Below are 12,872 nucleotides of genomic sequence, written 5' to 3' on the forward strand. Positions count from 1 at the left end.
GAGCTGTGAACATGAAAAAAGCTGCCATTCTGGCCCCAGGCCTTGTCGCCATTGTTGCTGCATGCACGCCAACTGTACGCGTGCAGGCGCCGACAGAGCCGATCACCATCAATCTCAATGTGAAAGTTGAGCAGGAAATCCGCGTCAAGCTCGAGAGAGAAGTCGAGGACCTGATCGCTTCCAATCCGGATATCTTCTAGGTCAAAGGACCAAGGTTTCAGACATGGCCAATATTTTCCGCATCGCCCTCTCCGCGCTCTTCATTGCCGGCTCGGCCCTCACCCTCTCAGCGCCCGCCGCTGCGGCCAATCCAGAACTGGAAGCGGCCAAAGATCAGGGTGTGGTTGGTGAACGTATCGATGGCTATCTCGGCATCGTCGATGGCAGTGCAGACCCGTCGGTCGTCCGTCTCGTGCAGGACATCAATAACCGCCGCCGCGCCGCCTATGGCGAAACGGCCGAGCGCACCGGCACTACGCCGCAACAGGTCGCCCGCGTGACGGGTGAGGCGCTCATCGAAAAAGCCCAACCCGGCGAATACATCATGGATGACAGCGGGGCCTGGTCGCAGAAATAAATTTCTGCGCTACCTGACAGTCCATGACCCGAACTACGATACTTTTCATTCTCGGCGCAATCGGCGTTCTCATTCTCGCTGGCGTTGGCGTCGGGATGATGTGGGCCGAACTCGGCGTCACGATGAGCCTGCATGGCTGGATCGCCTATGGCCTTGGCGCAATTGCGAGTATTGCGCTCTCCGTTGGCCTCTTCTGGCTCAGCTTTCATAGCGCACGCAGCGGACATGACGACATCGAGCGACCGGAAGACCTCGATAGCTGACGATAACGCTGCCACATGGGGCGTCATAAGCGGCCGAATCAGCTAGATTCGCACTCTTTGCGGACACTCAGAGGCCATCATGCAAGCTACCATCGACCCCGCGCACCTGTCGGCCTACATCGCCTCGCGTATCTGCCACGACCTGGTCTCATCCGTGTCCTCGATCACCAATGCGCTCGACTTCATGAACGAGCCGCAGGATTCCGAGATGCGGGTCCAGGCTGAAAAGCTCCTCTATGACGGGGCTGAAAGCGCGGCCTGCAAACTGAAATTCCTGCGCTACGCATTTGGCTCTGTCGGCCTCTCGAACGGCGCGGCAGACATTCATGATGCCAAGCAGATCACTGAAAGCTTCGTATCTCACCACAACAAGAAGCCTGAACTCGAATGGGACATCGAGACAGAGCATCTCAGCTTTTCCCATGCCCGCCTCATCATGAACATGGTCATGCTGGCCATGGACTGCTTGCCGCGCGGTGGCTCGATTGTGGTCAAGGTCCGTAATGAAGTCGAAGGGATGGGCATCGTGGTCAGCGCCGCCGGCAAACGCTGCAAGCTGCGTGACGACACCGCCTCTGCCATCGCCGGAGACAAGCCAGAAGAAGGTTGGTCGGCTCGCACGGTCCAGCCTCTCTTCACCCGCATCATCGCCGAAGGTCTTGGCGGCGATCTCAGCGTTGAGACTGAGGAAGAGCAAATCACGCTTAAGGCGACCAGTCTCAATGCAGAAGGCTAAACTGCTCGTTAACCGGACTATGTACATGCTGAGTCGTTCTGCGCGCATTAGCTAGGGGGCTCGCGACATGAAATCCTGCCTGATCGTCGATGACTCCCGGGTCGTGCGCAAGGTCGCGGGCCGTATCGTTCAGGATCTCAAGTTCGAGACCCGCGAAGCCAGCGATGGCGCCGAAGCGCTTGATGCTTGCCGCCAACAGATGCCTGACGCGATCCTGCTCGACTGGAGCATGCCGATCATGAACGGGCTGGATTTTGTTCGCGCGCTCCGCCGCGAACATGAGGGCAGCAAGCCTGTCGTCGTCTTCTGCTCGACTGAGAATGACGCCGAACATATCGGCGAAGCCCTTCGCTCTGGCGCGAACGAGTTCATAATGAAGCCTTTCGATGCGGATATCATCGAAAGCAAATTTGCAGAGGTGGGCCTCATCTGATGCGAAGGGCGCTGTAAGGCGCTCGACAGGATCAGCGGCTCACCTGTACGAGATCGGACCGGACTGGATATGGAAGAGACCGTCTTTCGTGAAATTGCAGAGCTCGCCCGCAAAGGGTCGGGTCAGCACATCCCGCCGACGAAGTCCTATCTGGTCGATGCCCGCCTCTCCTCTATCCTGCGCCGGGAGGGCCTCTCCAGCGTCGATGACCTGGTCGCTATCCTGAATGCGCGCCCTGACAGCAAGCTCAGCACGGAAATCGCAGCCGCCCTGACCGCCAAGCGCACCCGGTTCTTTTCGGAACGCGGGACGCTGGAGCGGATCGTAAAGCTCGTCTTGCCCGAATGCGCCAAACGCGCCCGCGACGGCCGCATCCGTATCTGGTGTGCTGGCGGCTCGACAGGCCAGGAAGCCCTTTCGCTCGCCATCCTGATCCATGAGATGGGCAGAAAGGCTTTTGAAGACGTCCAGATTGAAATCGTCACCACCGATATCTGCGAGCGCACAAGCGCTTCAGCCCGCTCTGGCATCTTCGGTCATTTCGACATCCAGAAAGGCCTCTCGGCCCGCCGGATGCTTGCTCACTTCACGCGGCTCGACACAAGCGAGTGGCAGGTCTCCCACGCCCTCGCCAGCCAGATCGGCGTGCGCACGCATAATCTGATGCAGTCGGCTGAAGGCCTTGGCATGTTCGATGTCATCCTTTGCCGGAATGTCATCACTGACATGACGAAAGAGGCCCGCATCCGGGCACTTCTGAACGCCGCGCGCCAACTCTCGGAGCACGGCTTTCTCTTCCTCGGCGAGACAGAATCTGCCGCCGGGCTCATCGCCGGACTCGAACCCTCGCGAGCTATCCGTGGCGGCTACAATCGGAATGTCGACGTGGGCGATCTGACTGTCGCGGCCTGATTTTTAGCGACACCAGCAGAAACACCGCCAGTACACCGCCACTGCACCGTGAAAACACGGGGACTGCGGCCCCGTTTCCGCCGCGCTTTCCCCATGCGCGCTGGCATTCCATCCAACATGCCGAGCAAAGGCTTGACGAGCTAGTTATGACCCACTACTTTGTATTTCAAAGTTATTGGAGACTAAGATGACTAAGACTGCTAACGACGATCTCGCCTATGTCCGCTCGCTTGCTGAGGCGGGTGCCGCAGCCCCCCTTCTGGGCGGGCGGTTTCTGGTCTGGTGGGGCGGCCTCGTCACAGCCGCCTATATCGGTCATTATCTCATAGCGACGGGCAAACTCGGCCTTGGCATGGAAGCGCTCGGCATCATGTGGGGTGGCTTCATTGTCCTGGGACTTGGCGGCTATTTCCTGCTGGCAAAGGCCTTTCCAACGAACAAGCCGGGCCAATCTTCCGAGGGAAACCGCGTCTCCGAGACCGTCTGGATGGCCGCAGGTTTCGTGCTTGGCAGTTTCTTTATCGGCGTCTCCATCAAATCATTCCTGATTGGCGCCGCCTCCAGTGGCTATATGTGGTCCATTCCGCTTGTGCTCGGCGTCTATGGCATCGCTCAACTTGTCAGTGGCGAAATCGCGCGGGTCGGCTGGCTGAAGCTTGCAGGCTTTATCGCCATCATCTTTGTGGGCCTGACCGTTCTCATTATCGACACAGCTGAACTCTACCTAGCCGCCGCCTTCGCCGCCGCTTGCAGCGTCCTGATACCGGGCATTCTCATGCTGCGCGACGAACCATCTGGCGTCGTGTAAGGCGGATCATCATGGAGACTGAAAACCCCTTTGATCACAGTCAGATAGACGATGTCATCCATGGCCGCCTGCGGCTCGGTGTGATGGCATATCTCTCCTCGGCGAGCCCCGCCATCTTCGGCGAGCTTCGCGACAAGGTTGGCGCCACTGATGGCAATCTCTCGACCCATCTGAAGAAGCTCGAAGAGGCAGGTTATGTCCGCCAGGAGAAGCGTTTCGTGGGCAAGAAGCCCCAGACCCGCATCTTCCTGACCGATGCAGGCCGCAAGGCCTGGCTCGACTGGATCGACCAGATGCGCGGCCTGATGGACGCATCCGACTAGGCCCAGCTGGAACACAGAAAGGCGTCCAGCATTTGTCTGAAGACCCGGTTGTCAGAGGTTCAGCCGGGTCTTGCTAGTTTTTGCGGGAAAGACAGATCTGGAGACCGGACATGATCCCTCTTAAGAAACTCGCCCTCGGTTTTGCCGCCCTGACGGCCTTCACTCTGCCCGCGATGGCGCAATACGGCCCAAGCGGGCATGGCTACAACAATCGCGCAGCTGGCACTGCAGTGATCTACCAGCACGCCGATTTTCGCGGACAGTCATTGCGCGTGACCGGCCCGATCGCCCATCTCAGCGAGTACCGCTTCAACGACAAGGCATCCTCCATCCGCATCCATAGCGGCAGCTGGGAAGTGTGCGTCGATCCGAACTTCCGCGGTCGTTGCGAGATCCTCACCTATCGCGAAGATCAGCTCAACGAGTTCCGCCTGAACGACAAGATCAGCTCCATTCGCCCGGTCGCAGACCGTTGGGGCCGCAATGATCGCCGCCATGACCGCGGCGGGCGCTACGACCGTGACGACCGCCATGACGGCCGACGCGACCATGATCGTGGTCGCCGCGGCCACGGCAACGCGCCGATGATCCTGTTCGCGGATCCGCAATTTCGTGGCAGCGCCCTGCCCGTTAACGGCGCCATCCCGCACCTCAATCAGCTGCGTTTCAACGACAAGGTCTCTTCCATCGTCATCAATAGCGGCGTCTGGGAAGTCTGCACCGACCCCAATTATCGTGGGCGCTGTGAGATTATCGACCGCTCTGTCGATGAGACCGGCTATTATCGGCTGAACGACAATATCACCTCGGTCCGTCCGGCAGGCTATAATCGCCGCCCAGGCTACAACCGCCCATTCTAGGCTGCTCGAAGGGCTTCCAGCTTTTCCGTTTGGGAAGTAGGAAGCCCTTCATGTCTGACCGATCCAACCCTGAGAGGCTTGTCGTCGTGGGCGCGCTTTCCGGCGCGCACGGCGTTCGCGGCGATGTCCGCGTTCGCAGTTTCACTGGCGAACCTGAAGCCATTTTCGATTTCGACCAGCTTCTCGACGAAAAGGGCAAACCGCTTCTCAGCGTCAAATCCTACAAATCCGCCAGCGATCACTTCATCGTCACGCCAAAAACGTCCCGCCAGAAGGAAGAATGGGATGCGATGAAGGGCTTGAAGCTGCATGTCAGCCGCGCCGACCTGCCCACTGCCGATGAGGATGAGTTCTACATTGAAGATCTCGTCGGCCTGAAGACCTGCTCGCCGGATGGCACTGTCTTTGGACGCGTGAAATCGGTCCAGAATTTCGGGGCAGGCGATCTTCTGGAAGTGGCCCCCGACACAGCCGGCGAACCTGCCTATTTCGTGCCATTCACCCTGAAAGATATTCCTGACATCGATTTCACCGCGCGCACCGTCACGATTGCCGATGCGCAGATGTGGGCGGACCAGTCCGACCCGCGCAAGAAATCAGAGGTCTGAGGCCTGCATCGTGCCCGCCTTCACCGCGAGGTCGATGAGGTAGGATTCCAGCTTCCGGCTCTGCGTCTGCAGGTTGAAGCTTTCCATGGCGAAGGCACGGCCAGCCTCGCCCATTCGCGCAGTCCGCTCACGGTCGCTCAGCATGCGGGCGAGCCGGTCTGCAAGCGCTGCATCGTCGCCCTCGTCGACAAGATAGCCGGTCTCGCCATCCTTCACGCATTCCGGGATGCCGGCATGGCGCGTCGCCGCCAGCGCGCAGCCCGACAGCATCGCTTCGATGCAGACTAGTGGCAGGCCCTCTGCATCGCCTGACTTTGCGCGTTTTGATGGCACAACAGCGATACGCGCTTCGGCCCAGTGTTTCGGCATCTCGTCGGCAGGCACCCAGCCTGGAAGTTCTGCTTTCACGCCCGCCGCTTCGAGCCGGGCGACGAGTTCTTCCTTGAGGTCGCCGTCGCCGATCAGCCGGATCGTCCAGCCCTTCAGTTCATCGCCGAGGCGCGCCAGCGCGGCAATCAGCGTATCGATGCCTTTTTTCTCGGTCCAGCGCCCGGCAAAGACAAGAAGGTCCTTCTTCTCACCCGGTTCGAAACGCGACGGGTCGGCTGTATTGTGGTGGACCACCATCTTGTCGGTCGGAGCGCCCTTGCCGGCAAGCTCATCGCGGATGAATTTCGAGCAGGGCAGGATAAGGTCCGCCTCACGCCATAGCTTTGCCCGGCGCCGGTTATAGACCCGCACGAAGCTGTCTTTGGTGTTAGTCGTCTTGGTCGCATCGCCGCCATAATAAGTGACGGCCAGTGGCAGGTTCAGCCGCTCGGCGAGGGGCAGCGCGTAGGCGCCAGACTTGCCGAAGCTGGCATGGATGGCCACGGGTTCAATTTCTTCCAGCACATTCTGGAGCTTTGCCGAGATCGTCCCGAGCTGTTTGTAAGCGGCCTCACCACCGGCACCATGCAGCGGGCCGAGCTCAATAACTTCGGCGCCTTCAGGGACAGGGCCTTTCAGCTCATGACCGACGTAAACAGGCTTCAGCTTGCTGAACGCAGAATAGCCACGAGGGATGAAGCTTTCCGATGGGGTGAAGAGCTTGTCGCAATAGGCGAGAAACCGTCTTTGCGTGCTCATGGCGGTCACCCTCTTTCTGACTGGCGCGCGGCTTGACTATGACACGCCCTCCGAACCGTCAAACATGTCTTGGCAGTCACCGCCCCATCGCATAAGACCCGAAGGCTGCAGCCCCAAAGGACCAGACATGTCAGATTACCGCCTCTTCGGCGCTGAGACCTCTCCCTATTCCATGAAAGTCCGTGCCTTCCTGAAATACAAAGGCGTGGACTTCGACTGGATCGGCCGTTCGTCGGAAAAGGAAGAAGAGTTCCAGTCCCATGCGAAGGCGCCGACGGTCCCACTTCTGGTGTCACCCGGCCGCGCACCGAACCAGGATTCGACCGATATCCTTTCGGCCATCGAGAACGACCATGCAGAGCCATCTTCCGTGCCGGACGATCCGGCTTGCGCCGTTCTGGCCCTCATCCTTGAGGATTATGGCGATGAGTGGCTGAGCAAGGTGATGTTCCGTGAGCGCTGGGGCCAGAAGCCTGACCGCGAGGAAGCAGCCGACCGCACGATGGAACAACTCTTCGACGGCAAGCTGCCGCGCGCCAAGAAGAAGACCCGCGACCAGATTGTGAAGCGGATGCGTGAGCGCCTTGAGCTGATCGGTATCGAACGGAAGAATGAGAAGGCGCTGAAAACCTCTTTTGAGCGCTTCATCCCGCTGCTCAACGCACACCTCGAGAATAATCTTTTCATCTTCGGCAATCGACCTTCCGTTGCCGATTTCTCGATTGCTGCGCAACTTTCGCAAATGCTGATGGATCCAACGCCGGGCGCCTGGCTTCGTGAGAACGCACCTTTCGTGACCGCCTGGTGCGAATTCATGGACGCGCCAAAGGCAGGCGACAGCTTCAAGCCACTGTCTGAACTTGAGCCAACCCTGCTGGCAATCTTTACCGAAGAACTGTCGCAGACCTATCTGCCATGGGCCAAGGAAACGCTTGAGGCCGATATCGCCAAACAGGACCGTGTGAGCGTCAAGATCGACGGCAAGGCATTCGAACAGGTTACCCAGCGCTATGCGGCGACCTCCTTCAAGTCGGTCCAGAAGGCGGTGCGCCGTCTCAGCGACAATGAAAGCCTGACGTCATTCCTCAATGCCGCTGGCGCCGACGTCTACTTCCAGAACCCCAATAAGTAGACGGCCCTTGATAGCTTTCGAATAAAAAAGCCCCGGACATCGCGTCCGGGGCTTTCTCGTCTCAGGGGTCTGCGCGGGGGTTACGCGGCAGACTGTTTACCGATCAGTTTCGGCTTCGACTTTGGCTGGCCGGACGAGCCAATCTCGATCTTGCGAGGCTTCTTGGCTTCAGGAAGCTCCCGCAGGAGTTCGACGCGAAGCAGGCCGTTCTGCAACGATGCACCCGTCACAATGACATGGTCAGCAAGCTGGAACCGGCGCAGGAAGCCACGCTCGGCGATGCCGCGATGCAGGTACTGACGCTCTTCGCCGTCACCGCTGGCGGCTTTCTTGCCAGCAACAGTCAGCAGGTTTTCATTGGTTTCAATGTCGAGCTCGTCTTCAGCAAAACCGGCCACGGCGATTTCGATGGCGAAGGCGTCGTCTGCAACGCGCTCAATATTGTAAGGGGGATAGCCCTGCGCGCCATCAAGGCGGCTGGCAGAATCGATGAGGTTGGCCATACGGTCAAAACCAACCATCGTGCGATAAAGTGGGGTCAGATCAATTGTACTCATGACAAACAGTCCTCTCTAAGCAACTGTATCCGGACGTGCCGGATCATCATTTCGGCTTATCTGTCACTCCGGCCCGTCCATCGGCGCCGGCAGATTACCGGACCGGGCCCGCTTGGCAGCGCCCGGTCATAGTGTATTTGGGAAACACGCCCCCGCGTTCAAGGGGAAAATGAGGAGACGAAAATGAACCGGATATTCGCAACAAGCCTTCTGGCACTAACCCTCGCCGCATGCGGCGGTGGCGACGATGCTGCAACTGACGAGACGAACCTGGAAGTCGCAACACCCCCTGCGAGCGGTGAGGCGGAAAACGGCATGGACGCTGATGCCACGCAGGCATCCTTCACGCTTGAAGACGCCATGGAAGGCAGCTGGCGCAACCCAAAGGAAATCGCCCGCGACGAATATCGTAATCCGGCTGAGACACTGGAGTTCTTCGGGATTGAGGGCGACGACACCGTCATGGAAATCTGGCCTGGCGGCGGCTGGTACACCAATATTATCGCGCCATGGCTGCATGCAAATGGCGGTACCTTCATTGCTGCGGTCATCAGTCCGGATCGCTCTGATCGCGCGGCAGAGGCCCTCGAAGCCTATCAGGCTAATTACAGCCCCTTCCCGGACCTGTTCGGCGAACTTCAGTACACCTACTATGACTCCGCCTCCGGTCCGCTCGGCGAACCAGAGAGCGTCGATGCCATCGTGACCTTCCGCAACATCCACAACTGGATGGGCGGCGACCATGCGGACAAATTCTTCAATGACGCTTTCGCCGTGCTGAAGCCCGGCGGCGTGCTCGGCGTTGTCGAACACCGTCTGCCATCAGCCCTGAACCAGGACCCGTCGGCCCCCACCGGCTATGTCCATCAGGATTATGTCACCCGCCTTGCTGAAGAAGCAGGTTTCGTCTTTGAAGAGGCAAGCGAGATCAACGCGAACCCGGCAGATACCGCCGATCACCCATTCGGTGTGTGGACACTGCCACCTGTCTCCCGCACGACAGACCGCGAAGGCAACACGCCGGAGGGCTTTGACGCAGCGGAGTATCAGGAAATTGGCGAATCCGACCGCATGACCCTGCGCTTCGTGAAGCCAGCCGATGGCGAAACGCCAGCAGAGCCTGAAATGATGGAAGACGCGACCGAAGAATAGGCCGGTCTGCCATACTAGAAATGAGCCCTGCCCCTCGATCGGGGGGCGGGGCTTTTTCGTTATGATGAAGGCTGGTCGTTCCTCCGCCCACAAAACCGGCTTCACCTTCTTCCACCCTGCGACTAGAAGCTCGCCATCATGACCCGTCTTATTTTCCCGACCCGCCTCTTCGAGTTCGATCTTGGCGATAACAGCCTGCTCGAAGAGCTCGAAGCCAGCTGCTGGATGATCGAAGAAGGCGACACCGCGGGCCATGACTGGTGCGAGGAAAAAGGCTATCCCGGTTACACCTCCTATGCGTCCCTGAATGACCTCCCCCAACGCGCGCCAGCTTTCGGCGCGCTGGAAGCAAAACTTCTTTCATGGGCAGGACAAGCGGCAGATGAGCTTGGCTGGGACCTTGAGGGACGCCGGATGACGCTTGATGCGCTCTGGGTCAACATCCTTGGCGAAGGCGGAAACCATTCAGGCCATATCCACCCGGGCAGCATCCTTTCCGGCACCGTCTATATCGCCGTACCCGAAGGCGCCGGCGCGATCCGGTTCGAAGATCCAAGACTGGCAAACATGATGGCGGCCCCGCAACTCCGCGATAAAACAGCTGAAGACCAGAGCCGCTTTGTCTATGTCGACCCGAAACCGGGCAACATTCTGATGTGGGAAAGCTGGTTGCGTCACGAGGTAATGGCGAGCCGAAGCGAGGATGCGCGCATCTCGATCAGCTTCAATTTCGGACTTTCTGACTGACGAAGCAGCAAAGTGGTCTTGACGCAGGCGCTGCGCTTTTGCACTGCACCATCAACTTTTACCCGTCCTTTCTGGAGCGACGCATGGATATTTCCAAAATCAGCATTGGCGAGAATGCGCCAGACGATCTCAACGTCATCATCGAAGTCCCGCTGGGCGGTGAGCCAATCAAGTATGAGATCGACAAGGCATCGGGCGCGATGTTCGTTGACCGGTATCTCTACACCTCCATGCGCTACCCGTGCAATTACGGGTTCGTCCCGCACACGCTCAGCCTTGATGGCGACCCGATTGACGTGATGGTCGTTGGCCAGCGCGCGCTGGTTCCGGGCGCGGTCGTCCGTGCCCGTCCGATTGGCGTCCTGCTGATGGAAGACGATGGCGGCGAAGACGAGAAGATCCTCGCTGTGCCGCACCAGAAGCTCACCCGCTTCTATGAAAAGGTGCAGAACTATACCGACCTGCCAGACACGCTGATCGACCGCATCCAGCACTTCTTCGAGCACTATAAGGACCTTGAGCCCAATAAGTGGGTGAAGGTGCGCGGCTGGGAAGGCGTCGATAAGGCACGTGAGCTGATCCGGGAATCGATCGAGCGCGGCGCAAAAAGCTAAACGCGAGGGGCCAGTTTGGAACTCTCGGTCTGGCTGGCGCTCGTCGGTCTATTCTTTGCTGGTGGGCTAACACCCGGACCCGCAGTGATGCTGGTCGTATCCTCGTCGCTGAGATACGGCGTGCGGCCAGCCATGCTGCCTGCGATCGGGGTTTCGACCGCAAACCTTGTCTGGATTGGCCTTGCCGCTGCAGGCGCAGCGGCAATCGCCTCCCAGTTCCCGCTTGCCTTTCTGGGTCTGAAGCTCGCCGGACTCGGCTTTATCATCTGGCTGGCCTATGGGCTGGTGCGCGGTGCAACACGAGACCTGCGCCTGTCGCGTGAAGCCATGCCGAAGCGGGCCGCGCTGCTTGGCAAGGGCTTCGGGCTGCAGCTGGCAAACCCGAACGCGCTCGTTTTCTTCGGCGCACTCCTGCCCGGCTTCTTTGATGCGTCACGCCCACTCACCCCGCAGATTGCGATCATGGTGGCCACGATTACGGTCAGCGAGATGACGGGGCTGTTCGTCTATGCTTTTGCCGCAGACCGGATGGCAAAGAGCTTCAGCGACCCGGCCTTCGCCCGCTGGTTCAATATCGGCGCGGCGACGCTGATGGTCGGCTCTGCAGCCTTCGCGGTCTGGGCGACAAGCAAGCCCTAGGCTTCGATCAGCTCGAACTCACCTGTATCGGCGCTGCGCCAGTAAAGCTGGCCGAGCGCAATCGCGAACCAGGCCCCGTGCAGCGTCAGCTTGCCGGTCTTTACGCGTTCTTCCACGAACGGGAAGGTCATCAGATTTTTCAGCGACTGTTCGACGCCGGCAAACTCCAGCGCGCGCTGAGGATCTTCCGGATCAGCTGCAAGCACCTTGTCCCGCGCCTCGTCGAGCAGTTTGACCCACGGCGCGATGAACTCTCCAACCGGCTTGTCATTCGCGGCCGACAGAGACGCATTCACGCCGCCGCAGCCGCCATGACCCATGATTACAATGTGCTCGACTTCGAGCGCTGTGACAGCGAACTCGAGCGCCGCACTGACACCGTGCTGGCCGCCGCCCGTCTCATAAGGCGGCACCAGATTGGCAACATTGCGCACGATGAATAGCTGGCCTGGCGCTGCATTGAAAATGTCAGCTGGCTCTGCCCGGCTGTCGGCGCAGCCAATCAGCATCACATTCGGATTCTGGCCTTCGCCCAGCGTTTCATAAAGCTTGGCCTGCTGCTTGTAGGTGCCGCGTCTGAACGCGCGATAGCCATCAATCAATTCATCAGGTGAACGCATGTCGATCTTTCCCTTATTCTGACCCGCAACTAGTCAGAACCCGCCTGCTCGGCAATGTTCGATAGGTCAAAATTCGAAGTTGCGATCAATCCTTTTGAAAACTCTATTGATTGGGATAGGCTCCGAGGCTCGGGTCCTGGGAATGGGTGGATGACTGAAGAAACATCTCCAAAGAAATCGAAACCAGCGCGCCGCAGGCAAGGCCCGCGCCGAAGCGAAGCCTCAAGGGTCGCGATCCTCGAAGCCACGCGCGAAGAACTGGTGCGCTCTGGCTGGCGCAAGTTCAGCGTCGACAGCGTGGCGCGTACCGCCCATGCCTCCAAACAGACGATCTATCGCTGGTGGCCTGCGACAGGCAGCATGTGCGTTGAGGCCGCAATCGGTCTTCTGCCCGCTGTCTCACAAGCCGCCGAAACTGATCCAGTAGAACGTATCGCAGCGCTCATCCTGCCAATTGAGACCGTGACCCGCGCCGGTAATGGCCATGCTGTCCTGCGCGGCGCGCTGATCGCTGCAGCCGACGAAAAGGCCGCGGGCGAAAGCTGGCGCAACTGGATGAAGGCCAATATCCGCGCCCCGCTTCGTCTCATCCTGGCTGAGATCGCTGCCAAGCAGCTAATCCGCCGCGACTATGATATCGACGAAGCGGTAAACCTGCTGATCTCGCCAGCCTGGCACAATCTGATCGTCATGCGCGCGCCGCTTAAAGAGGGCTTCTCCCGAGATCAGGCCGCCCATCTCATCCAGCTACTGAAACCTTAAG

The 12,872-nt window shown here is 59.3% G+C and carries 19 protein-coding genes; 16 read left to right on the plus strand and 3 right to left on the minus strand.

Translation table 11 applies throughout. The annotated features are described in order from the left end of the window. The first annotated feature begins 11 nt into the window (after positions 1 to 11). From D1224_RS06705 to rimM, 10 genes are all read left to right on the plus strand, one after another. The gene (locus D1224_RS06705) at positions 12 to 200 is read left to right on the plus strand and encodes a YnbE family lipoprotein (protein WP_233350429.1); all 189 of its coding nucleotides are present in this window, start codon (positions 12 to 14) and stop codon (positions 198 to 200) included. 23 nt (positions 201 to 223) lie between these two features. Next, positions 224 to 577: a YdbL family protein gene (locus D1224_RS06710; RefSeq protein ID WP_119379124.1), complete on the plus strand. Its 354-nt coding sequence runs from the start codon at positions 224 to 226 to the stop codon at positions 575 to 577. A 23-nt stretch (positions 578 to 600) separates the two neighbouring features. Then, positions 601 to 840, plus strand: coding sequence for a hypothetical protein (locus D1224_RS06715; RefSeq protein WP_119379125.1), 240 nt, complete (start codon positions 601 to 603; stop codon positions 838 to 840). 79 nt (positions 841 to 919) lie between these two features. Continuing rightward, positions 920 to 1,576, plus strand: a complete 657-nt coding sequence (locus tag D1224_RS06720) for a histidine phosphotransferase family protein (RefSeq protein WP_119379126.1) — start codon at positions 920 to 922, stop codon at positions 1,574 to 1,576. Positions 1,577 to 1,643: 67 nt separating this feature from the next. Next, a complete protein-coding gene (locus D1224_RS06725) occupies positions 1,644 to 2,009 on the plus strand; it encodes a response regulator (protein ID WP_119379127.1) in 366 nt (121 codons plus the stop codon). A gap of 69 nt (positions 2,010 to 2,078) precedes the next feature. Beyond that, positions 2,079 to 2,921: a CheR family methyltransferase gene (locus tag D1224_RS06730; RefSeq protein ID WP_119379128.1), complete on the plus strand. Its 843-nt coding sequence runs from the start codon at positions 2,079 to 2,081 to the stop codon at positions 2,919 to 2,921. A gap of 187 nt (positions 2,922 to 3,108) precedes the next feature. After that, positions 3,109 to 3,729: a hypothetical protein gene (locus D1224_RS06735; protein WP_119379129.1), complete on the plus strand. Its 621-nt coding sequence runs from the start codon at positions 3,109 to 3,111 to the stop codon at positions 3,727 to 3,729. An 11-nt stretch (positions 3,730 to 3,740) separates the two neighbouring features. Continuing rightward, positions 3,741 to 4,052, plus strand: coding sequence for a winged helix-turn-helix domain-containing protein (locus tag D1224_RS06740; RefSeq protein WP_119379130.1), 312 nt, complete (start codon positions 3,741 to 3,743; stop codon positions 4,050 to 4,052). Between the two features lie 110 nt (positions 4,053 to 4,162). After that, positions 4,163 to 4,912: a beta/gamma crystallin-related protein gene (locus tag D1224_RS06745; protein WP_119379131.1), complete on the plus strand. Its 750-nt coding sequence runs from the start codon at positions 4,163 to 4,165 to the stop codon at positions 4,910 to 4,912. Positions 4,913 to 4,962: 50 nt separating this feature from the next. After that, positions 4,963 to 5,520 carry a ribosome maturation factor RimM gene (gene rimM, locus D1224_RS06750; protein ID WP_119379132.1) on the plus strand — a complete coding sequence of 186 codons (558 nt, stop codon included), beginning with the start codon at positions 4,963 to 4,965 and terminating at the stop codon, positions 5,518 to 5,520. Here the strand turns inward: rimM and D1224_RS06755 are convergent. Continuing rightward, the gene (locus D1224_RS06755) at positions 5,509 to 6,648 is read right to left on the minus strand and encodes a glycosyltransferase (protein WP_119379133.1); all 1,140 of its coding nucleotides are present in this window, start codon (positions 6,646 to 6,648) and stop codon (positions 5,509 to 5,511) included. The genes rimM and D1224_RS06755 overlap by 12 nt on opposite strands. A gap of 127 nt (positions 6,649 to 6,775) precedes the next feature. On the opposite strand from D1224_RS06755, the gene D1224_RS06760 reads away from it, so the two are divergent. Continuing rightward, on the plus strand, positions 6,776 to 7,780 hold the full coding sequence (locus D1224_RS06760; RefSeq protein ID WP_119379923.1) for a glutathione S-transferase family protein: 1,005 nt from the start codon (positions 6,776 to 6,778) through the stop codon (positions 7,778 to 7,780). An 80-nt stretch (positions 7,781 to 7,860) separates the two neighbouring features. Here the strand turns inward: D1224_RS06760 and D1224_RS06765 are convergent, their stop codons facing one another. Continuing rightward, positions 7,861 to 8,337 carry an Hsp20 family protein gene (locus D1224_RS06765; protein WP_119379134.1) on the minus strand — a complete coding sequence of 159 codons (477 nt, stop codon included), beginning with the start codon at positions 8,335 to 8,337 and terminating at the stop codon, positions 7,861 to 7,863. Positions 8,338 to 8,520: 183 nt separating this feature from the next. Between D1224_RS06765 and D1224_RS06770 the strand changes: the two genes are divergently transcribed. The 4 genes from D1224_RS06770 (at position 8,521) to D1224_RS06785 (ending at position 11,489) form a co-directional block, all read left to right on the plus strand. Then, positions 8,521 to 9,489: a class I SAM-dependent methyltransferase gene (locus tag D1224_RS06770; RefSeq protein WP_119379135.1), complete on the plus strand. Its 969-nt coding sequence runs from the start codon at positions 8,521 to 8,523 to the stop codon at positions 9,487 to 9,489. A 138-nt stretch (positions 9,490 to 9,627) separates the two neighbouring features. Further along, entirely contained in the window at positions 9,628 to 10,236 is a 609-nt protein-coding gene (locus D1224_RS06775) for a TIGR02466 family protein (RefSeq protein ID WP_119379136.1), read from the plus strand. 83 nt (positions 10,237 to 10,319) lie between these two features. Continuing rightward, positions 10,320 to 10,850 (plus strand): inorganic diphosphatase, encoded by a 531-nt coding sequence (gene ppa / locus D1224_RS06780; RefSeq protein WP_119379137.1) that lies wholly within the window; start codon positions 10,320 to 10,322, stop codon positions 10,848 to 10,850. A gap of 15 nt (positions 10,851 to 10,865) precedes the next feature. Continuing rightward, positions 10,866 to 11,489, plus strand: a complete 624-nt coding sequence (locus tag D1224_RS06785) for a LysE family translocator (protein ID WP_119379138.1) — start codon at positions 10,866 to 10,868, stop codon at positions 11,487 to 11,489. Here D1224_RS06785 and D1224_RS06790 read toward each other — a convergent pair. Further along, positions 11,486 to 12,109 carry a carbonic anhydrase gene (locus D1224_RS06790; RefSeq protein WP_119379139.1) on the minus strand — a complete coding sequence of 208 codons (624 nt, stop codon included), beginning with the start codon at positions 12,107 to 12,109 and terminating at the stop codon, positions 11,486 to 11,488. The genes D1224_RS06785 and D1224_RS06790 overlap by 4 nt on opposite strands. Before the next feature lie 150 nt (positions 12,110 to 12,259). Between D1224_RS06790 and D1224_RS06795 the strand changes: the two genes are divergently transcribed. After that, on the plus strand, positions 12,260 to 12,871 hold the full coding sequence (locus tag D1224_RS06795) for a TetR/AcrR family transcriptional regulator (RefSeq protein WP_119379140.1): 612 nt from the start codon (positions 12,260 to 12,262) through the stop codon (positions 12,869 to 12,871). Position 12,872 lies beyond the last annotated feature (1 nt).

The organism is Henriciella barbarensis (assembly GCF_003576345.1).
Taxonomy (GTDB): Bacteria; Pseudomonadota; Alphaproteobacteria; order Caulobacterales; family Hyphomonadaceae; genus Henriciella; species Henriciella barbarensis.